This is a genomic window from Caballeronia sp. LZ001 (assembly GCF_031450875.1).
Taxonomy (GTDB): Bacteria; Pseudomonadota; Gammaproteobacteria; order Burkholderiales; family Burkholderiaceae; genus Caballeronia.
On sequence record NZ_JARTVX010000004.1, the window covers coordinates 1,231,714 to 1,253,679 of the forward strand.

30 protein-coding genes and 1 pseudogene are annotated in these 21,966 nt (G+C 59.2%); 29 read left to right on the forward strand and 2 right to left on the reverse strand.

Annotated elements, in window-relative coordinates:
- The first annotated feature begins 523 nt into the window (after positions 1–523).
- The 4 genes from P9292_RS16305 (at position 524) to P9292_RS16320 (ending at position 2,950) form a co-directional block, all read left to right on the forward strand.
- Positions 524–784 carry a hypothetical protein gene (locus P9292_RS16305; protein WP_309960030.1) on the forward strand — a complete coding sequence of 87 codons (261 nt, stop codon included), beginning with the start codon at positions 524–526 and terminating at the stop codon, positions 782–784.
- Positions 785–925: 141 nt separating this feature from the next.
- Positions 926–1,726 (forward strand): ParB N-terminal domain-containing protein, encoded by an 801-nt coding sequence (locus P9292_RS16310; RefSeq protein ID WP_309960033.1) that lies wholly within the window; start codon positions 926–928, stop codon positions 1,724–1,726.
- A gap of 163 nt (positions 1,727–1,889) precedes the next feature.
- A complete protein-coding gene (locus tag P9292_RS16315; protein ID WP_309960035.1) occupies positions 1,890–2,192 on the forward strand; it encodes a hypothetical protein in 303 nt (100 codons plus the stop codon).
- A gap of 2 nt (positions 2,193–2,194) precedes the next feature.
- Positions 2,195–2,950, forward strand: a complete 756-nt coding sequence (locus P9292_RS16320; protein ID WP_309854473.1) for a KilA-N domain-containing protein — start codon at positions 2,195–2,197, stop codon at positions 2,948–2,950.
- An 8-nt stretch (positions 2,951–2,958) separates the two neighbouring features.
- On the opposite strand, the gene P9292_RS16325 is transcribed toward P9292_RS16320, so the two are convergent.
- Both P9292_RS16325 and P9292_RS16330 read right to left on the reverse strand, forming a co-directional pair.
- Complete coding sequence (locus P9292_RS16325; RefSeq protein WP_309854476.1) at positions 2,959–3,267, reverse strand: HigA family addiction module antitoxin; 309 nt, start codon at positions 3,265–3,267, stop codon at positions 2,959–2,961.
- Between the two features lie 15 nt (positions 3,268–3,282).
- Positions 3,283–3,561: a type II toxin-antitoxin system RelE/ParE family toxin gene (locus P9292_RS16330; RefSeq protein WP_309854481.1), complete on the reverse strand. Its 279-nt coding sequence runs from the start codon at positions 3,559–3,561 to the stop codon at positions 3,283–3,285.
- A gap of 318 nt (positions 3,562–3,879) precedes the next feature.
- Here P9292_RS16330 and P9292_RS16335 point away from each other — a divergent pair, with 318 nt between their 5' ends.
- The 25 genes and pseudogenes from P9292_RS16335 (at position 3,880) to P9292_RS16455 (ending at position 21,965) form a co-directional block, all read left to right on the forward strand.
- Positions 3,880–4,494, forward strand: a complete 615-nt coding sequence (locus tag P9292_RS16335; RefSeq protein WP_309960037.1) for a Bro-N domain-containing protein — start codon at positions 3,880–3,882, stop codon at positions 4,492–4,494.
- The gene (locus P9292_RS16340) at positions 4,491–5,594 is read left to right on the forward strand and encodes a helix-turn-helix domain-containing protein (RefSeq protein WP_309958775.1); all 1,104 of its coding nucleotides are present in this window, start codon (positions 4,491–4,493) and stop codon (positions 5,592–5,594) included. Before P9292_RS16335 ends, P9292_RS16340 begins: the two co-directional genes overlap by 4 nt.
- Complete coding sequence (locus tag P9292_RS16345) at positions 5,591–5,821, forward strand: hypothetical protein (protein ID WP_309854196.1); 231 nt, start codon at positions 5,591–5,593, stop codon at positions 5,819–5,821. Before P9292_RS16340 ends, P9292_RS16345 begins: the two co-directional genes overlap by 4 nt.
- Positions 5,818–6,147, forward strand: coding sequence for a hypothetical protein (locus P9292_RS16350; RefSeq protein ID WP_309854193.1), 330 nt, complete (start codon positions 5,818–5,820; stop codon positions 6,145–6,147). The genes P9292_RS16345 and P9292_RS16350 overlap by 4 nt, the downstream gene beginning before the upstream one ends.
- A 5-nt stretch (positions 6,148–6,152) precedes the next feature.
- The gene (locus P9292_RS16355) at positions 6,153–6,518 is read left to right on the forward strand and encodes a hypothetical protein (protein WP_309854190.1); all 366 of its coding nucleotides are present in this window, start codon (positions 6,153–6,155) and stop codon (positions 6,516–6,518) included.
- Entirely contained in the window at positions 6,515–7,003 is a 489-nt protein-coding gene (locus P9292_RS16360; protein ID WP_309854187.1) for a hypothetical protein, read from the forward strand. Before P9292_RS16355 ends, P9292_RS16360 begins: the two co-directional genes overlap by 4 nt.
- A 184-nt stretch (positions 7,004–7,187) precedes the next feature.
- A complete protein-coding gene (locus tag P9292_RS16365) occupies positions 7,188–8,354 on the forward strand; it encodes a tyrosine-type recombinase/integrase (protein ID WP_309958774.1) in 1,167 nt (388 codons plus the stop codon).
- Entirely contained in the window at positions 8,351–8,581 is a 231-nt protein-coding gene (locus P9292_RS16370) for a hypothetical protein (RefSeq protein ID WP_309936379.1), read from the forward strand. The genes P9292_RS16365 and P9292_RS16370 overlap by 4 nt, the downstream gene beginning before the upstream one ends.
- 19 nt (positions 8,582–8,600) lie before the next feature.
- Positions 8,601–9,056: a hypothetical protein gene (locus tag P9292_RS16375; RefSeq protein WP_309853338.1), complete on the forward strand. Its 456-nt coding sequence runs from the start codon at positions 8,601–8,603 to the stop codon at positions 9,054–9,056.
- Positions 9,057–9,282: 226 nt separating this feature from the next.
- Entirely contained in the window at positions 9,283–9,531 is a 249-nt protein-coding gene (locus P9292_RS16380) for an HNH endonuclease signature motif containing protein (RefSeq protein ID WP_309958773.1), read from the forward strand.
- A gap of 107 nt (positions 9,532–9,638) precedes the next feature.
- Positions 9,639–10,115, forward strand: a complete 477-nt coding sequence (locus P9292_RS16385) for a terminase small subunit (RefSeq protein ID WP_309960039.1) — start codon at positions 9,639–9,641, stop codon at positions 10,113–10,115.
- A complete protein-coding gene (locus P9292_RS16390) occupies positions 10,112–11,854 on the forward strand; it encodes a terminase large subunit (protein ID WP_309960041.1) in 1,743 nt (580 codons plus the stop codon). The genes P9292_RS16385 and P9292_RS16390 overlap by 4 nt, the downstream gene beginning before the upstream one ends.
- A 113-nt stretch (positions 11,855–11,967) precedes the next feature.
- Positions 11,968–13,194 (forward strand): phage portal protein, encoded by a 1,227-nt coding sequence (locus tag P9292_RS16395; protein WP_309960043.1) that lies wholly within the window; start codon positions 11,968–11,970, stop codon positions 13,192–13,194.
- Positions 13,172–14,014, forward strand: coding sequence for a head maturation protease, ClpP-related (locus P9292_RS16400; RefSeq protein WP_309960045.1), 843 nt, complete (start codon positions 13,172–13,174; stop codon positions 14,012–14,014). The genes P9292_RS16395 and P9292_RS16400 overlap by 23 nt, the downstream gene beginning before the upstream one ends.
- 1 nt (position 14,015) lies before the next feature.
- Positions 14,016–15,312, forward strand: a pseudogene (locus P9292_RS16405) (phage major capsid protein).
- Between the two features lie 27 nt (positions 15,313–15,339).
- On the forward strand, positions 15,340–15,660 hold the full coding sequence (locus P9292_RS16410) for a head-tail connector protein (RefSeq protein ID WP_309960046.1): 321 nt from the start codon (positions 15,340–15,342) through the stop codon (positions 15,658–15,660).
- Entirely contained in the window at positions 15,660–15,974 is a 315-nt protein-coding gene (locus P9292_RS16415) for a phage head closure protein (RefSeq protein ID WP_309958828.1), read from the forward strand. Before P9292_RS16410 ends, P9292_RS16415 begins: the two co-directional genes overlap by 1 nt.
- Positions 15,964–16,317 (forward strand): DUF3168 domain-containing protein, encoded by a 354-nt coding sequence (locus P9292_RS16420; RefSeq protein ID WP_309958897.1) that lies wholly within the window; start codon positions 15,964–15,966, stop codon positions 16,315–16,317. Before P9292_RS16415 ends, P9292_RS16420 begins: the two co-directional genes overlap by 11 nt.
- A gap of 62 nt (positions 16,318–16,379) precedes the next feature.
- Positions 16,380–16,874, forward strand: a complete 495-nt coding sequence (locus tag P9292_RS16425) for a phage tail tube protein (protein WP_309958895.1) — start codon at positions 16,380–16,382, stop codon at positions 16,872–16,874.
- 70 nt (positions 16,875–16,944) lie between these two features.
- Entirely contained in the window at positions 16,945–17,280 is a 336-nt protein-coding gene (locus P9292_RS16430) for a hypothetical protein (protein WP_309851605.1), read from the forward strand.
- A 20-nt stretch (positions 17,281–17,300) separates the two neighbouring features.
- The gene (locus P9292_RS16435) at positions 17,301–17,669 is read left to right on the forward strand and encodes a hypothetical protein (RefSeq protein WP_309958894.1); all 369 of its coding nucleotides are present in this window, start codon (positions 17,301–17,303) and stop codon (positions 17,667–17,669) included.
- Positions 17,662–18,165, forward strand: a complete 504-nt coding sequence (locus tag P9292_RS16440; RefSeq protein WP_309960048.1) for an HK97-gp10 family putative phage morphogenesis protein — start codon at positions 17,662–17,664, stop codon at positions 18,163–18,165. The genes P9292_RS16435 and P9292_RS16440 overlap by 8 nt, the downstream gene beginning before the upstream one ends.
- Positions 18,155–20,914 (forward strand): phage tail length tape measure family protein, encoded by a 2,760-nt coding sequence (locus P9292_RS16445; protein ID WP_309960050.1) that lies wholly within the window; start codon positions 18,155–18,157, stop codon positions 20,912–20,914. The genes P9292_RS16440 and P9292_RS16445 overlap by 11 nt, the downstream gene beginning before the upstream one ends.
- Positions 20,911–21,270, forward strand: coding sequence for a phage tail protein (locus P9292_RS16450; protein WP_309960052.1), 360 nt, complete (start codon positions 20,911–20,913; stop codon positions 21,268–21,270). The genes P9292_RS16445 and P9292_RS16450 overlap by 4 nt, the downstream gene beginning before the upstream one ends.
- The gene (locus tag P9292_RS16455) at positions 21,267–21,965 is read left to right on the forward strand and encodes a phage minor tail protein L (protein ID WP_309960054.1); all 699 of its coding nucleotides are present in this window, start codon (positions 21,267–21,269) and stop codon (positions 21,963–21,965) included. The genes P9292_RS16450 and P9292_RS16455 overlap by 4 nt, the downstream gene beginning before the upstream one ends.
- Position 21,966 lies beyond the last annotated feature (1 nt).

Below are 21,966 nucleotides of genomic sequence, written 5' to 3' on the forward strand. Positions count from 1 at the left end.
GGATATCTGCGTAAAGCGATCAGCGCCAAGGCCGAGTTCGACGTTCAGCTGTGCATCAACATCGAAGAACAGAGCAATGGTGTGGTGCGGTGTGAAGATCTGCGGCCCACGGTTCGCTGGTCATTTCTACGGAATTCAAGCCGATGTCGGCCGCTCGAGTCGCCTGCTTACAGGGACTGCAGTGTCACGGAGAAGTGGGGCTAACGCTTTGGCTTTTCGATGCAAGTCCCTTGACACGTTCGAAAAACCGCATGAAAACCGAATGAAAATCGCTCGAAAACCGGAACCGTGATCATTGAAGCCTCCCACAGCGGTCGCTCATCCAAGGGCCGCGTCGTCGCCGACGATCAGCTTATTCTTGGCGTCAAATCCATCGAAACTTTGTTGAAACCCAAGCATAAACAGGGAATGACGTCATATTTCGATTGAGTCACAGCGTCTCCGGCGCAAAAGTTGTGTCATGTTGCGGAAGCGTGATTTTGCCAGAGGCTTGAGATCCTACCTTGGCAAGAGGAAACCAAGAATGCACATCGAGCGGCACCAGCAAATGCTTAAAAATGCAACCCGCGAAACACTCGGAGCGGTTATCACGCAGATGAAGCAGGAACGTCCCGAGGCCTTCCAGATTGAAACCGGCGAAAACGAAACACTGTCGCAACGGCGCTTTGCCTACGAGCCAGCGACGCCACTGCCGATGGCGGGCTTCAACGTGACACGTAAAGATGCAGCAGAGGCAATCCAGGAAAGTATGCGCAAAGCGTCGGAGCGGACAGTCAAACGGTAGGGTGGATGGAGTCTAGTCGCCTAATACTTCTTGGTGGGTTAGTACAACTATTCAAGCTTGCCGCAGGCCTTGTTGACCTTCACGGCAACAAATCATGCGTTCGTCACTTTATTAGCGGCGGGAATCTGATGGATATGACCGATGGCAAAGAACTCAATTGACGCTTACGGCGCGTCGGGGAAGACAAACCTGCTGTTCTTCGACCCCGACAAGCTGGTGCTGGTGACGGATACGGCTTCGCCGCTGTACGACCCACGCGTTGATCTGCCCGTGAATGAGGATCTCGCTCGGAACATCGATTTCCAAGGCGTGCTTCAGCCGATCTCGGTGATGAAGAACACCGAGACGGGCGAAACGGAAGTTGCGGTTGGGCGACAACGCGTCAAGGCGGCGCGCCTGGCGAATGAATGGCGGCGTGCGCGCGGCGAGCCACCGCTCCAGATCCCCGGGCAAGTCCATCGAGGCGAGAGACGCACTGCGCTGACCGCGATCATCAGCGAGAACGAGCTCCGGAAGGCAGACACCCCTCTTGGCCGCGCAGAGAAGATGCGCCGCGTGATGGCCTTCGGCTATAGCGAGACAGAGCTCGCGACGATCTTTGGCTGTTCGGCGGCCACGGTGCGGGCAACGCTCGCGCTGCTCGAATGCTGCGCTGATGTTCGCAAAGCGATCGAAAGCGCGCGCATCAACGTCACTCACGCCCGTCACCTTTCGAAACTGCCACCGGCGCAGCAGCGCGAGAAGGTCCGGGAGCTAGTTGCTGCCGGCGCGAACGTCGCTGGTCACGCGCGCGCCCGAGCGCAGCGCGAGGCGCTTGGCGAACGCACGCCCAGGATGCGAAGCCGTAAGGAAATTTTGAAGGAGTTGGGCGCGTCGTCGGGTGAGCGTGCCGAGGCGTTGCGCTGGGTGTTACAGACTGCAAAGCAGGAGGATGGTGAATGACGATATTGACAAACGAAGCCCAGGCCAATGTGCCGGCGGAGGCCAAGGATCGAGACGAAGCGGGGGCCTTGGAATCTCGAAACATCTGTCTCAGTTGCAGAGCAAAGCAGAACGACGACGGCGCTCTGCCATGCGGTCACGAGAACGATCTGTAAGGTAATCAATGAGCAACGCCATAAAACACAGCACTAAATGGACAAAGGATCTCGTTGCGCGTCGCGCGCACGAGCTTGTCTCGTTCCGTGACGCGGTGCGTCGAGCTCGGTGGGATTATCACGACGCTTGCCGCGAATTCCGCTCTCAAGCGAGGGTCAGCGGCCATATCGACAAGAACGATCCGAAATTCCATCTCGCGACGCGTAAGCAGTATCGCGTGCTGCACAAGGCACGGGCTGCGCTTTACAACGCACAGCGGCGTCTCGAAGCGGCGATGCGCCATTGCGTCGAGCGGCGCGAGGTGACTTGATCATGAATCTCGTTATCACCGACATTTCAGTTCGCGAGGCTGACGGCTTGTTTTGCTTGAATGATCTCCATCGTGCATCGGGAGGCGCGAACAAAGATCGGCCAAGTTTGTGGCTGGAAAATCAGCAAGCCCAGAAGCTGGTGGCTGAAATTGAAAAAGCAGGAATTCCTGCTATCCAATCAAAACAAGGACTTGGAACGTTCGTCTGCGAAGACTTGGTCTATGCGTATGCGATGTGGATCAGTGCGGCGTTCCATCTCAAAGTCATTCGCGCGTATCGAGAGCGCCATTCGGTTCCTGCACTGCCGAATTTCGCGGATCCCGTTTCCGCGGCGCGAGCCTGGGCAGACGCAACGGAGCGTGAGCAAAAGGCGCGCGCACTCGCGCAGCAGCAGGCTCGCGAACTCGAAGCGCAGAAGCCTGCGGTCGAATTCGTGGAGCGCTATACGAGCGCCGCGAAGCACGATTGTCTGACTTTCCGTGATGCTGCGAAGGCGCTGCACGCTAGGGAGCCTGAACTCAAGCAATTCCTTGTGGACTTGGGCGTGGTCTTCCTCGCGGGCAAGCGGCAGCGCATGGAGCCCTATAAGACGCACATCGAGACGGGCCGCGTCGAAGTTGGCGTTGGTGTGACGGATGACGAGCGCCAATACGCATTCAAGTTCTGGAAATTCACGCCGAAGGGCTTCGAATGGATTGCCGGCAGGTGGATGGCGCGACAAATTCACGAACGCGTTCTTGAGCGGTCGGAGGCGTAATGCGACATTCAGCAGTGCGCCGATTCGCGCGGCGCAATCTCTCGCTCAATGTTTCGAGCAAGGTCTCGCTCCGCGATTTTCATGTCATACATGAGCTGAAGATTCATCCAACTTTGGGCGTCGCCGCCGAAATATCGCGCGAGTCGCATTGCGGTATCAGGGGTGATGCCGCGCCGCTCACGCACGATGTCATTGATACGCCCGGCCGTGACATGCAGGGCGTTCGCCAAAGCGTTTGCGCTCATCCCGAGCGGTGCAAGGTAGTCCTCTCGCAGAACTTCACCCGGGTGCACCGGGCGCATTCCATTTTTGAACATTTCATTAGCTCCTGTTCAGTGATAGTCAACGATCTCAACGTCGGCGGGACCATTTACCGTCCACGTGAAACAGATTCGCCACTGACCGTTAATTCTGATGCTGTACTGATTCGCTCGGTTTCCCTTGAGACTCTCCAGTCGGTTACCCGGCGGAGAGCGCAGCGCATCCAAGGTTACCGCTGCATCGAGCGCGCTGAGCTTGCGTTCTGCGGTGGTCAGGATGTTTGCAAAGCGCGGGATGCGGTGGCCTTCAAAAAGCGCTTTCGTGTCGGCGCATCGGAACGATTGGATCATGCTGCGGATTGTATGCTGTTTGCCGATAAACGGCAAATTTCGGGCTTGACCGCTTCCCACCGCGCTGCCTATACTTCGAGCATCGCTGAAACAACAGCGGTCGGGTTTGACAGCCCGGAGAACACAAGCGCACAACCGCGCAACGCGGTTTTTTTGTGCGTAACGCCTATGCACGCCTCTCTCAATGGGCGGGCCTTGGCGGGGGAGCCTTCGGGCTCGCCGGTTTCTTGTGTTCCCGGTCTGTCAACCCTGTCATGTGCCCGCCCACCCTATTTGACAGTAGGGAGCGGGTTTTTAACCCGAACACAAGAGGCCGCCATGCGTGCCAACACCCTCGCTCGTCCTGAGCAAACGCAATCCCTTTCCTTCCAGAACTACCGCTTCGACGTTATTGACCGTGACGGGCAGCGTTGGCTAAGGTCCCCGCAGATTGCGGGTGCCTTGGGATACAACCGCCCCGATCGGCTATACGACCTATACACGCGCAACGCCGCCGAGTTTACGTCTAGCATGACCGCCGTTGTAACGCTCCCCACAGCGGGTGGCGATCAGCAGGTACGCATCTTCTCGCTCCGCGGCGCGCACTTGCTGGGCATGCTCGCTCGCACCTCGAAAGCCGCTGCATTTCGCCGGTGGGTATTGGATCTTCTTGAGCGTGAAGCTCAAACCGCAGAGTCGCGCAAGCCGCAACTGCTCGACAGTCGCTGGCTGATGTACTTCGGCCACGACGGATGTCGGCGGATGCAGCCGGTAGCGCCTGATGCAGTAGTGATCGCGCCAGACGCCCTTGCGAAGCTCATCGGTGAGCCGGGCGTTGTGTCGGTGCGCCTCCTGCCAGAAATCATCGCCTCTGCCGCGAGCCGGTTGCAGGAGATCGAGCGCGTCAGTCAGTCAGACGACTGTGCTCGTCATCATGGGAGGGCACAGCAATGAGTGGCTACGCATATCAATGGGCCAAACGTCAGCACGTCGGCGATTCAGCGGCCAAGACACTCTTGAAGACATATGCGCATTGGGCGGCCGAAGACTACACCACGTGGGTCACGAACGACGAGCTCGTGCTCGACACTGAGCTCGACGTCAAGACCATTCGGAAAGCGCGCGAGAAGCTCGTGTCGCTTGGTTTCCTGACTGAGACACCGCGTCGCATGGGCGGCACGAAAAGCATTGTCGTTTATCAGATGCTCGCTCCATCTGGCTCTGTTGTCGTTCAAGCGGTCGATCAGCGCACGGGGGATGCTATCTCGTTGAGTCCGCCGTCTGTGGAGGAGTTAGATGCTAAGCCCCTCCATAAACGGAGCCCCTCCAAATTTGGTACTGCTAAGGGGGACCAGAAACGGAGCCCCTCCAAATGTGGAGCCCCTCCAAATCCGGATGGAAGCCCCTCCACATTTCCCTCGAAGCCCCTCCACATTTCCCTCGAAGGGGTACCAAATGTGGAGGGCAAGAAGGGTTTAGAAGAGAAAGAGAAGAACTTAGATAAGCAACCTGCGCGACGTGCGTCGCGAGTTGCGTTGCATGAGCAGATCCGAAATCTCGAACTGCCGGACGAAATCACGCCGGCGGTCTGGGCGATGTGGTGCGAGCACCGAGAGGCGAAGCACAAGGACGCACCGTGGACGCGAGCGGCCGCTGCGCTTTCGGTCAAACGTTTGCTTTCGCTCGCAGCGGGCGGCCAGTTGCCCGAGGTGACAGTCGAGGAGGCTGTGCTTCGTGGCTGGACAGGGCTTTTCCCCGTGAAAGCTGAGACGGGGGCGTCATCGCCGCCTGGCGGCGCGAGGACGATCGTTGCGGACTGGTGGCGCACGTCGAGCGGCATCGAGGCGCGTGGCGAGCAGCTTGGCGTGAAACAGGGCGATGGCGAAACGTTCATGCGCTTCAAGGCCCGCGTGTTCAAGGCCGCCGGCCCAGGCGGATGGATGGAGGACATGCTGCGCACGGTCGGCCGCGAAAGCGAGGAGCACTACGAGGCGCTGTACGCCTACTTCAACGACATCCCGCGAGATCGACACGGCAACACGGAGGCGGCATGAGCAAGCGTAGCTCGAACCGCGCCGCCTCGAATCAGCAAGGCGACCTGCTCGGTACAGAACTCGGTGCGAAGGACTGCCAAACCTGCCGATACGCGGTCAAGACGCCGGGCCTTGAGCCCATGCATCGCCTTGGCTTTGCGAATTGCGCACTGCTGCCCGACTGGCAATACGTGTCCAGCGTATCGACCTGTCGTTTCAACCCTGTTCGTTGGAGTCAAAATTCATGAACGCTCAAAAGCTCGCCCGCGCCGTCCTGTTCGACGTGTTACTCGTCATCTGCCTATACCTGTGGGTCGAGGGCGGTCACGCGCTCGCACGGGATGTCGCCATCGCCTACCTCTGTGTCATCGCCGAAATCATGTGGATTGCGGCCTTACTCGTGTCCGCGAAGGATTACGAGCACGGCTATCCCGTGAATGCCTTCTACGATTTCGTGAGCACGATGGCGATCCTCGGCGTTCTGGTGTGGCAACGCGAATCCATCGTTGCGGCGCTGCTGGGCATCCCGTACTTCCTCACCTTGGCAAAGCGGGAGGTGGCGCAAGCATGGTGAAAACGATGCAGCCAATAGTGCTAACCGTGCGCGTCCCTGTTGTCGGTCTCGTGACAGATCGCGGCATGCGCGGCCGCTACACGATCATGACGCAGAAAGCGCCGATCACAACGATGGTTCATGGCTTGCGCCGCGTGCGGCATCGCAATCCGAGCGGCCGAGGCGACGAGCAATACAAGGTCAACGCGCTGGCATTCATCCCAGTGGGATACCGCGGCTCGATCTCAAGATCAGATTGGGTCGATCACGAATACGCGTGGGTCGATTGCCTGTATGCCGATAACCGGAAATCACTTACCGCGTTTCGCGATAGCGGCGATCACACATGGATGGCGCCGGATGCGCCGATATCGGAAGGAAGCAAGGTATGACACCAGCAAGATTTCAAGCGGCGCTGAGCGGGCAATCTGCGATTGCGAAGAAAGTGCTGGAGATGGTGCCGAAGCAAGACGCATGGTCGCGCAACGAGATCGCGATGCATCTGCGGCGAGTGACGAAGAGCTCGCCTGATGTCGCGGTGCTCGATGGGTGCTTGCTTCGGTTGCAGGACGCTGGTTTGGTCCGCGAGAAGTTCAAGGGGCGCTTTCAGCGCGTGGAAGTAAGAGAAAAGGAGAGCATGGTGACCGTAGCAGCGAAACAAATCGAATCCAGCTCAGGGGGTAGCGTGCCGAGCCATTCGGTGCTCGACATTCTGTCCGCGCTTTCCGGTCGCGCGCGCAAGCTCGCCGGGGATCTGACGGAGCTAGCCTCTGACGTGGAGACCGCGGCGCTGACGATCGAACAGCAGCAAGCACAAGACAGCGCCGACCTGGAGAAGCTGCGTCAGTTTCACGCGCTTTTCAAAAGTCTCGCCTAGGAGCCGTCATGAAGACGCCGCATACATGCTGCGCACGGGGGGCCCGGGTTCGCATAGTACTTCGTAACGGAGAGGTGATCGTCGATCGCTTTGTCGAACGCACAGGCAAATTCATCGTGCTTGCCAAAAACCGGCTTCGCGGAGGTGAATTGAAGTCGTTCGGGATCTATAAAGAGGCGAGGCGGTGAGCTATCAGTTATTTCGTGTTGGAAAACGCTGGCACTACCGGTTCCAGGTGAACGGCGCGCGGGTGCAACGCAGCACACGCGAGAGCGTCAAGCACAAGGCCGAAGCCGTGGCGGCGCGCGCCTACCACGACGCCAAACTATGGTCGAGAGGACGCGAGCCGGTGCCGACGCTGCGGGAATTGTTCGTCAAATGGATTGCGGCCAACGAGCCGATTGTGAGCGGCGCGCACATTAAGTCGATGCGAACGGTCGCCCGTTTGCATTTGTACGGGCTCGGCGATGTTTCGGTCGATCAGTTGACGAACGGGGCCATTGAGCAGGCGCGTCTTGAGCATTTGCAGACGCACAGCCGGGCGAGCGCCAATCATTGGCTCAAGTCGATCAAGGTCGTGTGCAACTGGGCAGTTCGGCGCAACATCCTGCCGATGGTGCCGTGGTCGGTGAAGTTGATCAAGTTGCAGAAAAGGCCACGCACGACGTTGCCGGCGTCGATGGCTTCGAAGTGGTTGATCGAAGTGGATGCGGCGGCCGCTCGGCAGCCGGGCGTGTCGATCGCCGTGCGGTTGATGCTCGGATTGGGGCTGCGCGAAATGGAGACCATCACGGCGCGTTGGGAGTGGCTCGACTGGGAGCGCGGCACCTATACGCCAGGTCGGACCAAAGGGCGCGAGGCCGACCCCGTACCAGTGCCTCGATGGTTGCTTGACTATCTGCATCCGATACGCCACGCATGCGGACTGATCGTGACGCGCAAGAGCGGTGAGGCGTTCAAGGCGGGTTTTACGCGTCGAGCGATGTTCGCCGCAAACGCCGCATGTGAAGTGGTCGGGCTCACACCGCACCGACTGCGCGGCACGTTCGCCACGCTATTGAGCGAACAGGGTGTTCCCATCCAAACCATCCGGCGCGTGATGCGCCACAAGGATGCGCGTACGACGATGGTGTACCTGGAAGCTGACCTCGGCTCGGTTGTCGATGCGCAAGCACGATTAAGCGAACGAATGGGCTTGGTCGATCTCGCGAAACGCAAAGTAAGTGGCGAAAAAGTGGCGAAGAGCATCGCTCAAACCCTTGTCGTTACTGAGTTTGCAAATTCCTGTGAGTCATCCGCTCAAGGCGCAAAAAGCGGGACTAAGGTCATCATGAAACCATCGACATCATGAGCGCGTACACCTACATTGAGATGTCTTCTGTCCCGCGCCCGCTCTTGCAGATGGCCGTGCGACAAGTAGAAGGATTGCAGAGTTGGATCTCGTTTCCCGGCTGCCCATTCGCTGGAATCGAAGAAGAAGGTGAGGTCCAGTTCCCGTATCCGAGCAACCGCGAATTGCGCGAGCAGCTGGTCGCTTGGCTGGATCACTGGAACATTTCTTACGGCGTTGAGCAATAGCGCGATGAGGAGCGAGGCTATGAGTGAACATAGTTTGAATGAAGATGCGCGAAACGCGGCAGACGACAAGGTTCATCGTTGGGTCGCTTGGTGTCTGACACGCCGCATCTTCGCGCCGTATGTAAAGTCGAATGTGCTCGCGCGTCTGCAGCCCGCCCGTCGAGCAATGGCGCGCGAGCCGGACTCGTTTTTGGATCCCGAGATGCCGTTCTTCAATATGGCGATCCATGCGCTGTGCGAACAAGGCGGTAGCGCGCACGAGGCGGAGTGCTTCCTCGGGGTCTATTGGTATAACGCGAACATTAAGGCATTGGCCTACGAGCAGAAATGTGCGCGTGGCACAATCTATAACCGCGCCCGGCGGTTTGCGGTACGCGCCGAATCGCTTGGTAAATCAATCCGCCGGGCAAGTGAGAGCTTCATGTCCGAAAAGTGTTCAAGAATTATTGAACAAAATAGTTCTACTGCTGATTGAACACTTTCATATAAAATCGGCTCTTAATCGATAGGCTGCATCATTGTCTTTAAGGCCCGCATGGCTCAAACCATGTGGGCTTTTTTGCGTTGGTGCGCGTCTTGCGCGATAGCCTCGTTCGAGGCTAGTTCATCCATCTCTGTGTTGCAACCTGCGAATGGCGAGACTGAGGACCCTTAAGCCCCGACTGGGTAACGTGAAGGCCAATAGGCTCTCGTTGTTGGACGTGAAAGCTGGATCCACGGTGCGCATTCGCGGGCGCAGATGGATGACGACGCGCATGCGCATCGCCGCGCGTGACAACTTTTGCTGCGCGCGGTGCGGCCGATTGTGGAACGAGCATCTCGATCACGTCGATCACCGCGTTCCGCTCGAAGCTGGCGGCAGTAACGACGACGCCAATCTGCAGTTGCTCTGCGTTGACTGTCATGCGCGCAAGACGGCGGCGGAGGCTGCGGGGCGGTTTGGACGTTGAGCAAGTGTTTGGGGGGGGAGGGGGTGTCGAAAGTCTGGTGGGTTCGAGGCTCGGACACCGAGCGTTCTCTCACGCGCACAAAATTTCCCCTTTTACGAGAGTTGCTAATGTCCCTAACGAATAAGCAACGGCTGTTCGTAGAGGCGTATCTGGTTGACGGAAAAGGGAAAAATGCCGCAGTCGCAGCCGGATACAGCCAACGTACCGCTAGCATCGAAGCTAATCGGTTGCTAAAGAACCCGCGGGTGTTAGCGGAGATCGAGCGTCGAAAAAAGTTGCTTGATCGTCCCGCGAAGGTCGATGCGAATTTGGCAAGTGTGGCCGCGGCCGCAGGGTTCGACATATCTAAAGCGGTCGCGACGCGCGACGCGCTGGAGTTTTTAATCGCGGTGTTTAATGATCCGATGACCGAGCCGAAATTACGCGTTGATTCGGCGAAAGCGGTTGTTCCGTATCAACACGCGAAAAAGGGCGAGGGCGGCAAGAAGGATGCAGAACAAGAGGCAGCGAAGCGGGCTGCATCCAAATTCGGGGCGCCTCCACCTGCACCGCGCCTTGCGGCGAGCGGGGGTAAGAAGCTGTGACGCCGGAACAAGAGGACATTGTTCTCGATTGGGTCACGTCATGTAAGGATTGGAGCGAACGGCTGAAGGATGGCCGCACGATCATCCCGCCGCCTATCTTTGCCGAGGAGGCACAGTACGCTCTGTCAATCTTTAAGGAACTAAAGATCGTTGACGCGCCCGGCTCGCCTTCGTTTGGTGAGGCGTCGGCGCAGTGGGTATTTGATCTGGTGGCGTCGATATTTGGCGCGTACGACCGGGCGAACAATCGGCGGCTGATTATCGAATGGTTTGTGTGCCTGCCCAAGAAGAACAGTAAGTCGACGCTTGCGGCGGGCATCATGATGACCGCGATGCTGGTCAATCAGCGCCAGTCGGCGGAATTCGCCATTCTCGCGCCCACCATTGAAGTCGCGAACAACAGCTTCGCGCCATCGCGTGACATGGTCAAGCACGAACCCGAGCTCGAGCCGATCTTTCAGGTTCAGGTGCACGTGAAGACAATCACGCACCGCATAACGGGCGCGACGCTCAAGGTTGTGGCGGCTGATGCCAATACGGTATCGGGCAAGAAGTCGGTCGGCACGCTTGTTGACGAGCTATGGCTGTTCGGGAAGATGGCGAACGCAGAGGACATGCTGCGCGAGGCCATCGGCGGTCTCGCGGCTCGCCCTGAAGGCTTCGTTATCTACCTGACCACGCAGTCGAACGAGCCGCCCGCAGGTGTGTTCGCCAAGAAGTTGCAGTATGCGCGCGACGTTCGCGACGGCAAGATTATCGACAAGCAGTTCGTGCCGGTCATTTATGAGCATCCACCGGAAATGGTGCGCTCGAAGGAACACCTAAAGGTCGAAAACTTGGCGATGGTCAATCCGAACTTCGGATTCTCTGTTGATCAGGCGTTTTTAGAGCGCGAGTTCCGCAAGGCGCGCGAAGAGGGCGAAGAGTCATTCCGGGGGTTCCTCGCGAAGCACGCTAACGTAGAGATCGGCCTTGCATTGCGCTCAGATCGCTGGGCGGGCGCGGAATTCTGGGAGGCAGCAGCACTCGCGTCGGGTCTCACGCTTGAGGCGCTGATGGCTCGTTCAGAGGTAATCGACGTGGGAATCGATGGCGGCGGGCTCGATGACTTGCTCGGGCTTGCGGTAGTGGGTCGCGAGAAAGACACGCGTAACTGGCTTGCCTGGACGCACGCATGGGCGCATCCGTCTGTGCTCGATCGTCGAAAGGAGATTGCGCCGCGATTGCGTGATTTCGAAGGCGATGGTGACCTGACGATGGTGGCGCAGATTGGAGATGACGTGCGAGATGTCGCCGACATCGTTTCGACGATCTTTCAGGCGGGCCTGCTCGATAAGGTGGGGGCCGACCCAGCAGGCATCGGCAGCGTGCTCGATGCGCTGGCCGAAGTAGGCATACCCGAAGACAAGGTAGTTGGAATCTCGCAAGGCTGGAAGCTCTCAGGCGCGATCAAGACTGCCGAGCGTCGTCTCGCGACTGCGAGTAGTGGTCACAGCGCAGACGATGAAGGCGCGCCCGATGGCGTGCTCATGCACGGTGGTCAGCCGCTCATGGCGTGGTGCGTTGGGAATGCACGCGTGGTCCCGGTTGGCAATGCGGTGAACATCACGAAACAGGCCAGTGGGACGGGCAAAATCGATCCGTTGATGGCGCTATTTAACGCCGTTACGTTAATGGCGCTCAATCCCGCCGCGGCGCGTCGCTCGGTGTATGAAACGCGTGGATTGTTGTTTATCTGAGGAACGGATTGGGATTGCTCAACATTTTTCGGCGCGGCGATGCATCGGCGCACTCGCCGCACGCGATGAGTGCTGTCGATCGTAGTGAGGCGATTGCGCGCGTAGAACCCACGATGACCCGCGCCCATGCCTCGGCGGCACTGAGCTCGGCCGGAGCGACGTTCGACGGGCTCAACGACCCCCGTTTGCTGGAATACATCCGCGAGGGTCAGTCGGGTGGCGGCATGTGGGGCAGATCGTGCAGCTTGCGCAATATGGCGGTGCTGCGATGCGTGACACTGATTTCCGAGGCGATTGGAACGCTGCCCTTGAATCTGATCGGCAGCGACGATCGCAAACAGGTGCAGCGAGACCATCCGGCGCACCGGCTATTGAAGTACAAGCCCAACGATTGGCAAACGCCATACGAGTTCAAAAGCCTGCTTCAGCTGCATACGCTGTTGGACGGTCAGGGTTTTGCGCGCGTTATATGGTCGCGTGGTCGGCCGGTGCGGCTCGTGCCGATGCCACGAGGCTCGACCAGGCCGCGTCAGACAGATACGTGGGAGATGAAATATGACTACACGAGCGCCTCAGGCGAGAGCATCACGCTGGGCGCGCGCGACGTATTCCATTTGCGTGACTTGTCGCTCGATGGGGTCAATGGGCTGTCTCGGGTGACGCTTGCGAGCGAGGTCTTGGAACTGGCCTCGGCCGCGCAGCGCGCCGCATCGCGCACGTTCCGCACAGGTGTCATGGCCGGAGGGGCGCTTAAGTTTAAGGAGGGCCTGTCTGAGCAGACCTATGCTCGCATGCGCGAGCAGCTCGATGCGTTCGGTGGTCCGGAAAGCGCGGGCCGATGGCTGATTGCCGAGGAAGGTGCGGAGCCGGTGAAGTTCGCTAACACGGCGTCCGACGCGCAGCAGGTCGAGAACCGTAATCACCAGATCGAAGAGGTAGCGCGCATGTATGGCGTGCCGCGCCCACTTTTAATGATGGATGACACGAGCTGGGGCAGCGGGATCGAGCAATTGGCCATCTTCTTTGTGCAATACGCGCTGTCGCACTGGTTCACGGCGTGGGAGCAGGCCGCTGCGCGTGTGTTACTGCCTGAGGAGAAACTTGACGAAATGCAGTTCAAATTCAACGAGGGTGCGCTGCTGCGCGGCACGCTCAACGACCAGGCGAATTTCTTCGCCAAGGCGCTTGGCGCGGGCGGCCACGCGCCGTGGATGTCGCAGAACGAAGTGCGCGATCTGTCGAACCTGCCGAAGTCTCGCGATGCGCAGGCCGATCTGTTGCGTAATCCCATGACACAGAAACGTAAAGGAAGGGGCGATGAGTCTACTCAGCCTGCCTGAGATTCGAGCGGATGGACGGCTTGCTGCCGCCCAGTTCGAACTGCGCCCGGACGCGCTCGAGCGTTGGGAGCCTGAGATTCGCGCGGCAACAAGCGACGATGCGGCAACGATTTCGATCTACGACGCGATTGGTGAGAACTGGGAAGGTAGCGGCGCGACGGCCAAGCGCATCAGTAGCGCGCTTCGTAATATCGGGGCGCGCGATGTGACGGTCAATATCAATTCGCCGGGCGGTGACTTCTTCGAGGGCGTAGCGATCTATAACCTGCTGCGCGAGCACAAGGCGAAGGTGGTCGTCAACGTGATGGGGTTGGCCGCGTCCGCGGCGTCAGTGATTGCGATGGCGGGCGACGAAATTCGCATGGGTGATGGTGCGTTTCTCATGATCCACAACGCGTGGGGGGTGGCGGTGGGCAATCGTCACGACATGATCAATGCCGCCGCTGTGCTTGAGCCATTTGATGGGGCGATGGCAAAACTTTACGCGCAGCGCACGGGCATGACCGAATCCGAGGCTGCGGCGTTGATGGACAAGGAAACATGGATTGGTGCGAGCCAGGCGCTCGCCGATGGCTTTGCCACGGGCAGACTCGAGCAGGCGCAGCAATCTAGGAGCACGCAGATGAGCGCGAGCCGAAAGGCGCTTGCGCTCATCGAAGCATCCATGGCGCGCGCGGGATATACGCGTGCGCAACGCCGCGAGGCGATCAAGGCTTTATACGACGGCAAGCCAGGCGCTGCCGGTTATCCCGCCACGCCGGGCGCTGGCGATGCGGTTGCAGCTTCGCTGCGCAATCTTCTTAACACTATCGAAGGCTAATATGAATACGTCTAGCTTCATCGCTGCGCTCGCCGCGGCGTTGACCCCGCGCGCCGGTTTCGTGCCGCGCGGCCTAATGTCAGTACGCGCCGAGGGCGCAATGCCTGAGGTCAAGGCGTTGGTCGAGACGCTGCAAAAGGCATTTCACGACTTCAAGGCCGAGCATACGAAGCAGCTTGAGATCGTGAAAGCGGGTCTGCCGGCAAGCGACATCGCGGCCAAGGTCACGAAGATCGACGCTCACGTCGAGGAGCTACAGAAGGCCATCGACGATGCAAACGTCAAGATTGCGGCCACGCAGATGAATGCGGGCGGCAAGCAGCTTCGCGACGCGCAATACACGGAAGCGTTTAATGCGCATGTGAAGCGCGGCGACGTGAACGCGGCGCTTAATAAAGGCGCCGATGAGCAAGGCGGCTATTTGACGCCGGTCGAGTGGGACCGCACGATCACGGACAAGCTGGTGCTGATCTCACCGATGCGGCAGATCTGTCGTGTCCAACCGGTTTCGAAGGCGGGCTTCTCGAAACTGTTCAACATGGGCGGCATCGCAAGTGGCTGGGTGGGCGAAACGGAGGAGCGCAAGCCGACCGGCACCGCGCAATTCAAGCCATTGACGTTTGGTTCGGGCGAGATCTATGCGAACCCGGCGGCCACCCAACAAATTCTTGACGACAGCGAGATCGACCTCCAAACCTGGCTCGCTGATGAGGTGCAGACCGAATTTGCCAAGCAAGAGGGTCAAGCGTTCGTCAACGGCGACGGCGCGAACAAGCCCTGCGGCATTCTGCGATACGTGAAGGGTGGTGCGGCTGAAAAAAAAACACCCATTCGGCGAGATTGGTATCGTAGGCTCGGGCACAGCGGGCGCAATCTCGTCAGACGCAATCATCGATCTTATCTACGATCTGCCATCGGCCTTCACCGGCAACGCGCGCTTTGCAATGAATCGCAACACGCAGCGCGCGGTGCGCAAACTCAAGGACGGACAGGGCAATTATTTGTGGCAACCGTCGTTCGTGGTGGGTCAGCCCCCAACGCTTGCAGGTTATCCGGTGACGGAAATGCCCGACATGCCGGACATTAGCGCCGCTGCGACGCCGATCCTGTTTGGCGATTTCAAGCAGTCGTACCTCATCGTCGATCGCATCGGCATTCGCGTGCTGCGCGATCCCTACACGAACAAGCCGTATGTGATGTTCTACACGACTAAGCGTGTTGGTGGCGGCTTGCTCAATCCCGAACCGATGCGTGCGCTCAAGATCGACGGTGCAGCGCCGAAGAAGAGCGAGGCCTAATTCATCGTGGCGCTTGTGGATTTGCAGGTGGCGCTCGACTACCTGCGGGTCGATCCAGGCGTGGAAGATGGCGTGATTGAGTTGCTTGTGGAAGGGGCGATTCAGTATGTGGCGGATTACCTGAACCGGCAGGTGTTCGCCACAGAAGCCGAGCTTAAGGAGGCGCTTACCAAGAACGAGGCGGGCACTCAGCCGATGGTCATCAATGCAGCGGTTCGCATGGCCATACTCAAAGTGGCCGCCGATCTTTATTCGAACCGCGAAAACAGTGCGCAAGGCTCGCTTTCCGAGGTGCCGCTGAGTGTTCGCAAGCTGTTGGCGGCTTATCGTCGCCGCCCGGGGCTGTAATGAGCATCGGCAGCTTCAATCGGCGCGTGCGCATCGAGCAGCAAGACACGCAAAGTCCGCATGCCGATGGCATCCAATGGGTGCTCGTGGACACCGTATGGGCTGACGTGTTCATGGATAGTGGCCGGACGGTGATCGCCTCCGATGCACTCATCAGCGAGGTCCGGGCGAGTGTGCGCATTCGCTATCGACGGGACATTCGTGCAGGCATGCGCGTGGTGGTGGATGGGCAAGGGATGCGGGTGGAGGCGGTGCGGCCCGATTTGCGTCGGCGCCGACACGTCATCCTCATTTGCGTGAGTGATGAGCGCTGAAGACATTGTTCGCGATGCTTTGGCTAACCTGGCGCACGGCCACGTTTTTGCTGATGTCGCCAAGCAAGGCGTGGCTCCGCCCTGGATCGTGTATCAGGTGGCGGGGGGTGAAATTGGCGTCGACCTGAGCGGCAAAGCGTTCGATAAGTATCGCGCGCGGGTACAGATCGCGGTGTGGCATGCGACGCCGGAGGGTCGTTCCTCGCTGATGCAACAAGTCATGCGCGCGGTGATTCGCCCTGAGGTTGGGGCTGTGCCGCTAGGCGCGCCTTCGAATGTCTTTGAGCGCGAGACGCGGCTATTCGGTAGCCGTGTTGATGTGAACGTTTGTGGTGACCTGTAGCGAGACGCGCAGATCTATTGAATTGCAAGATAGCTTTTGTTGCTTCAAGAGGAGATACAGATATGGAAGAAATGCGAGCATCGCCAGACGGTAGCAACAGCGCCGATGTCTCAAGCGCCGTACCGTCTATCGGTACGCAACTGGATTACAAAAAAAATGGTGAAGGCGATGACAAGTTTGCCGCAGTCGCCAATTTTACGGACATCTCAAGTTTCACGGGTTCGGCGAATCTTGTTGATGTGACGCGCCTAAACAGCAAGGGGCGAGAGAAGAGGCGCGGCATGCCAGATTGGGGGCAGGTAACGGTTGCCTTGCACATCAATATGACAGAGCGATCGCATCAAGACTTGTTCAATGCGAGAAAAGACGGAACGCTTCTTAACTTCAGGCTCACGTTGCCTGATGAAAAAAACGATTCGAAGGATAAAGTGCGAACGTCGATTCACTTTAACGCCTATGTGAAAGATTTCCCGATTTCCGCGAAAGTCGACCAGATGCTATCGAGCTCGGTCAACCTTGAGGTGACGGGCGACATCGAGATCAACTTCCGTAAGTAAGTATCGATTGAGTCTCCCCGCACGTCCCTTCGGTGTACCACATGAACAGCGAGAGCTGAAAAGGATATCAATGAAAAGAGAACAAATGCTGGCGGCATTGGAGCCGCTGATTGTCGAGGAACCAGTTAAGGCGCTGAGTGGCAGTTTGATACGGTTTCGCGAGCTTTCGGGCGCAGCGCGCGACGCACTGTACGACAGTGTAAAGAACAGTGGTGGCAACAGCGGCTTCGAAGCGGCACTGATTGCGGCCACCGTTGTTGACGAGAACGGGGTTCCGGTCTTTCGCGAAGACGATATCGACACGCTGCAAGCAGCGCGCACGCCGCTGTTGGAGGAGCTATCGCAGATCGCGATGCGCCTGAATGGTTTGGGTCAGCACGCGCAGGAGGAAGCCTCAAAAAACTGAAGGCCGACCCGCGGAAATTGATGTGGATGCGCATCGCCATGAAGCTGGGCATGTCAGTGCGGCGCGCCAAGCTCGAGGTGTCCAGCGCTGAATTCGCGGACTGGGTTGCGCTGTATGAGCGCGAGCCTTGGGGTGAGCACATTGAGGATCTGCGGGTGGGCGCCTTGATGAGCCTGCTGTACAACATGAGTCGTGCTCAAGACGCGCCGGTGGCGAGCGCCGCGCAGTTCACGCCTTGGTCGGGATGGAGCCGAGATTCGCTCAAGCCGCGCAAGCGCAGCGCACATGAGATCGTAGCGAGCATGTTGGGTGTCGATCTGGAGGCGGCCGCGCGCTCTGGCATGAAGCGCGTGATCGTGCGCAACGGTGAGGTGATCGAAGGTGAGTAAAAACTTTCGTGTCGACAATCTGGAGGCGTTGACGGGGATGTTGCGCTCGCTTGACGAGGCGGTGAGCGAAAGCACGCTTCGCCAGGCGGCGGTCGCCGGCGCTCGCGTCATTCATGACGAGATCAAACGGCGTGCGCCGGTGGGTGACCGAGAGGGGATGCGTCGAGCTCAGCCGCATGCCCCCGGTTTCCTGCGGGACCATATGCTGATTGCCTATGATAGGGAAGAGTCGGTGCCGGGCAAGTATGCCTCCTACCTCATCACCTGGAGCAAGGATGCCTTTTACGGGCGCTTCGTCGAACTGGGCAAGCGCAACGCGGTAAGGCTCACTGAGCGCACGCTTGCGCGCGCGATTCGAGAGATCGAGTTCGGCAGTTCGCGCACGCCTGCGCAACCCTTCATTCGCCCTGCCTTCGATGCCAAGAAGTCTGAAGCAGCTCGGAAAATAGCTGAAGTGGTCGAGCGGGAGTTAAAGGAGGCCGGCTGTGACAAATGAAGTCGTCACGCGTGTCAGTGTCGATGCGAGTGGTTTCGAAGCGGGCATGGAGCGCACCAAGCGAGCTGCGAACGGGTTCGTGGCGCATCAGCAAGCGAGCGCGAGCAAGTATGAGGCGTCTCAGCAGCAGATGGCAGCAAGCAGCACCATCACGGCCCGCGCGCTTGAAGAAGCGGCGAGGTCCGGCAGTGCCGCGACGGCACGGCAGGTAAGCGCTGCGGTGAGGGGCTTTGAGAAGGTTGCTGATACGGCGGGCAAGACGCGCTTTGATCTGATGCGATTGAGAGCGGCGAATCTCGGCATTGCCGAGTCCGCGGAGCCGTTGATCGCGAAGGCGGAAGCTGCCTCGCGTGCCATGCATCATCTCGGCGCGGGGTCGGTGGCCGCCCGGCGCGAATTATTTGTGCTGGGTCACGAGGCGATGCAGGGCAGCTGGAAGAACTTCATGGGTTCGCTCATGGTGCTGGCTGAGCGCATCGATGTGTTGCCGATGTTATGCGGGCCGGCGGGCGTAGCGCTCGGCGCGCTGGGCGCAAGCGCCTATGCTGCCTATCACGCGATTCATTCGTTGACCGAGCAGCAGGAAAAGCTTGATCGCGCAATGCTGCTCACGGGCAACTATGCAGCGCTCACGCAGGGCAAGTTGCAGGCGTATTCCGACACGATCTCGCGCCACGTAGGCGTCTCGGTCAGCGAGGCGCGCGATGCGCTGATGGCGCTGGCCAGTTCGGGGCATGTGGCCGGCGCGGATATGCAGCAAGCGGGTGAGAGCGTTGCGGCCTACGCAAAAGTTTCGGGCCAGGCAGTCGAAGAGGTCGCTCGCCAGTTCCTTCAATCGTACGGTCATGCAGCGGAGGCTGCGCGCAAGTGGCGCGAGGACCATCACGATCTTGGACAAGCGCAGATCGACCATATTCGCCTCCTTGAGTTGTCGGGCGACAAGGCAGGAGCTTGGGCGGCGTTCGTGCAGGCGGCAAGCGCGAGGGCACGCCAGGCAGTGGCGTCCGACAACCGCGAGATGGCGCAAAGCTACGAAACGCTCGGCCAGAAATGGGAGCGTTTCTGGCGAGGCATAACGGGCAAAGGCGACGCTCTGCAAAAGGCGCAAGACGAGCTGGCAGCGGCGCGCTCGGCGCTGCTCGATCCCGAGTTAAATCCCGGCGGGATGAACACGGAGGCGTTCGACAAGAAGATCAAAGCGCTTGAGCAGTTGCAGCAGACATTGCTTAACGCGAGTGAAAAAAACGATCCGCATCAAAAGAGCGTTGAGACGTTCAAGGCGATGATGGACCATCATGCCGAGTACATGAAATCGGCGCGCTCGCGGCAGGAGCAGCTTGCCGACGCGAACAAGGAGACCAACGAGTATTTCGATACGCTGAAAAGAGCGGGCGAGGCAGCGGGCAAGACTCGCGAAGAGCTCAAGGCGCTCGATGCAGAGCGCCAAAAAATGCTTGCGCATAATGAAGACCGGTACCGGCCACACGACCGAAAGCTGCATGTGTCGCAAGTCGATGCCGCGGCACAGTATCTGGAGCGTATCCGAGAGCAGGGCGCTGTGCTCGAGGCGCAATCGCGTACAACGGACAAACTTACGAACGCGCAGAAGGAACTCGCGCAGTTCAACGAGAGGGTGGCTGCTGCCAAGCAGCATGTTGCGAGCGCTGACGATAGAAGCCTGCTTCATTCGGAGAAGCAAATCCGGTTTGCGCTTGAGCACAACGTGGCGCTGGAGAAGGCAAACAGGCTGCGGGAGGCACAGGCGAAGCTCGCGCAGCGCGCAGATCGGACGCACGCGAATTTGATTGAATATCAGCAGGGCCAAAAGGAACGCTATGCGCGCGTGCTCGATGAGCGCGCGGGCAGCGGACAGGTCGACCCTTTGGGTCGGCAAGAGCGGGCGGATATGGCCGAAATCGTGCGCCACTATCAGCATGCGCTCGATGCGCTCAAGCAGACCACGCCTACGGAGTTGCTCGGCAGCGGCGAATACCGCAAGGCGGTAGAGCAAATCAAGTTGAATCTGGATCGATCGAGCGCGATGCACACCGAACACTTTGCGACGCTCAAGCGCCTGCGTGACGATTGGGCGGCGGGCTTAGGCAATGGCGTCGCTGATTTTTATAAAGACACGCTCGACAGGGCTGAGACCGCGAGACAGGCGATGGTCAGTGTCATGAGCCGGATGGAAGACGCGGTGGCGAAGTTCGTGACGACGGGCAAGCTTGGTGTGAGAGAGTTTGTCGCCAGCGCGCTCGCCGATCTCTCGAAGCTTGCATTGCACCAGGCAATGGGTGGCGTGATTGCAAGTCTCATGGATCGGTCGCCGACCACCGGGGTGATTGCGCAGCTTCTGAAGCTGCTGCCCCATCACGCGCAGGGCGGATCCATTTCCGGGCCAGGAACGGGCACGAGCGACAGCATCCCCGCGATGTTGTCCAACGGGGAGTATGTGGTGAACGCCGCTTCGGCGCGCCAGCATCATGCGCTGCTTGACGCGATCAATTCGAACCACGCTACGCATTTCGCTTCCAGTGGCCTCGTGGGCGCAACGCCTGCAGCCGCCCCACGATCAGCGGGCGCGCAAGTTCATCTGGAGGTTCACCATCATGGAGGTGCGGGCTTGGGCGAACAGGACGCACGTGAGTTGCAGGAGATGGTGCGCGCATTTGTGGATCAGAGAATCGCCCGCAAGATGGGCGGGCAGGGCGGAGTCGGTTATTTGATGTCGCAGGGGTTGCTTGCGTGAGCATATCAGCTACGCATCGCACCTTTACCTGGTCACCTTCTGTTGATGCGGAGGGAACCACGCACTTTCGAGTGCGCACGGTGCAGTTCGGCGACGGCTACAGCCAGGCGGTGGCCGACGGCGTGCGTAACGTCACGGAGTCGTGGCCGCTTCGGTTTGTTGGTGATGGGCAAGAAATCGGCGCAATCCGCGCGTTTCTTGATGCCACGCGCGGTACCGAAGCCTTTTACTGGACACCGCCATTACGCACGCGCGGTCTGTTCCGAATCGACGCTCAGCAGGGCGTGCAAACCCGTGCGCTCGGCGGCGATCTTTACGCATTGAGCGTGACATTCAAGGAGGTCTTCGACGCATGAGTGAAGTGAGCAATACTGCACGTGCGGATGTGCAGCGACTGGAGCCGGGTGCGCTGATTAATTTATTCGAGCTCGATCTGACAAGCCGAGGTGGTGAAGTTCTGCGGTTTCACGCGCATCAGCACGGTGGCCTAATCAAATGGCAAGGGCAGCAGTATCACGCATTTCCCGTGCAGATTATGGGCTTTGGACGAACGGGGGACGCCGCACAACCCACGCCTACGCTGAGCGTCGCCAATCTCGACGGCGCGATTTCGAAGCTGTGCGAGCGCTTTGCCGATCTCGTGGGCGCGCCGGTGCGACGGCGCAGAACGCTTGCGCAGTATCTTGACGATAGCGCGCAAGCCGACCCGCATGCGGAGATGCCCGTCGAGGTGTGGCTAATTGAGCAAAAGACGCTTGAAACGGCGGCGGTGGTCGAATTCTCTTTGAGTTCGCCCTTGGATCTGTCGGGGCGCAAACTGCCTGCACGCCAGATTATCAGTGCGGTGTGCCAATGGGAGTACCGCGGTGCCGAATGCGGTTATCGCGGAACGGATTACTTCACGCGCAACAACATCAAGACGGACAATCCGAAAGAGGATAGGTGCGGTGGGCGATTGTCGTGCTGCCGAAAGCGCTTTAATGACGTGCCGCTGCCTTTTGGTGGCTTTCCGGCGGCAGGCGCGGATGGCACGCTCACGCGCGGCGGATAAG

Coding starts and splice junctions, on each gene's coding strand:
- P9292_RS16305 (WP_309960030.1), top strand. CDS start 524: ATGCACATCGAGCGGCACCAGCAAATGCTTAAAAATGCAACCCGCGAA.
- P9292_RS16335 (WP_309960037.1), top strand. CDS start 3,880: ATGCGTGCCAACACCCTCGCTCGTCCTGAGCAAACGCAATCCCTTTCC.
- P9292_RS16455 (WP_309960054.1), top strand. CDS start 21,267: ATGAGTGAAGTGAGCAATACTGCACGTGCGGATGTGCAGCGACTGGAG.
- P9292_RS16375 (WP_309853338.1), top strand. CDS start 8,601: ATGAGTGAACATAGTTTGAATGAAGATGCGCGAAACGCGGCAGACGAC.
- P9292_RS16340 (WP_309958775.1), top strand. CDS start 4,491: ATGAGTGGCTACGCATATCAATGGGCCAAACGTCAGCACGTCGGCGAT.
- P9292_RS16345 (WP_309854196.1), top strand. CDS start 5,591: ATGAGCAAGCGTAGCTCGAACCGCGCCGCCTCGAATCAGCAAGGCGAC.
- P9292_RS16395 (WP_309960043.1), top strand. CDS start 11,968: ATGACCCGCGCCCATGCCTCGGCGGCACTGAGCTCGGCCGGAGCGACG.
- P9292_RS16330 (WP_309854481.1), bottom strand. CDS start 3,561: ATGATCCAATCGTTCCGATGCGCCGACACGAAAGCGCTTTTTGAAGGC.
- P9292_RS16430 (WP_309851605.1), top strand. CDS start 16,945: ATGAAAAGAGAACAAATGCTGGCGGCATTGGAGCCGCTGATTGTCGAG.
- P9292_RS16315 (WP_309960035.1), top strand. CDS start 1,890: ATGAGCAACGCCATAAAACACAGCACTAAATGGACAAAGGATCTCGTT.
- P9292_RS16350 (WP_309854193.1), top strand. CDS start 5,818: ATGAACGCTCAAAAGCTCGCCCGCGCCGTCCTGTTCGACGTGTTACTC.
- P9292_RS16310 (WP_309960033.1), top strand. CDS start 926: ATGGCAAAGAACTCAATTGACGCTTACGGCGCGTCGGGGAAGACAAAC.
- P9292_RS16400 (WP_309960045.1), top strand. CDS start 13,172: ATGAGTCTACTCAGCCTGCCTGAGATTCGAGCGGATGGACGGCTTGCT.
- P9292_RS16435 (WP_309958894.1), top strand. CDS start 17,301: ATGTGGATGCGCATCGCCATGAAGCTGGGCATGTCAGTGCGGCGCGCC.
- P9292_RS16385 (WP_309960039.1), top strand. CDS start 9,639: ATGTCCCTAACGAATAAGCAACGGCTGTTCGTAGAGGCGTATCTGGTT.
- P9292_RS16420 (WP_309958897.1), top strand. CDS start 15,964: ATGAGCGCTGAAGACATTGTTCGCGATGCTTTGGCTAACCTGGCGCAC.
- P9292_RS16320 (WP_309854473.1), top strand. CDS start 2,195: ATGAATCTCGTTATCACCGACATTTCAGTTCGCGAGGCTGACGGCTTG.
- P9292_RS16325 (WP_309854476.1), bottom strand. CDS start 3,267: ATGTTCAAAAATGGAATGCGCCCGGTGCACCCGGGTGAAGTTCTGCGA.
- P9292_RS16360 (WP_309854187.1), top strand. CDS start 6,515: ATGACACCAGCAAGATTTCAAGCGGCGCTGAGCGGGCAATCTGCGATT.
- P9292_RS16370 (WP_309936379.1), top strand. CDS start 8,351: ATGAGCGCGTACACCTACATTGAGATGTCTTCTGTCCCGCGCCCGCTC.
- P9292_RS16415 (WP_309958828.1), top strand. CDS start 15,660: ATGAGCATCGGCAGCTTCAATCGGCGCGTGCGCATCGAGCAGCAAGAC.
- P9292_RS16425 (WP_309958895.1), top strand. CDS start 16,380: ATGGAAGAAATGCGAGCATCGCCAGACGGTAGCAACAGCGCCGATGTC.
- P9292_RS16355 (WP_309854190.1), top strand. CDS start 6,153: ATGCAGCCAATAGTGCTAACCGTGCGCGTCCCTGTTGTCGGTCTCGTG.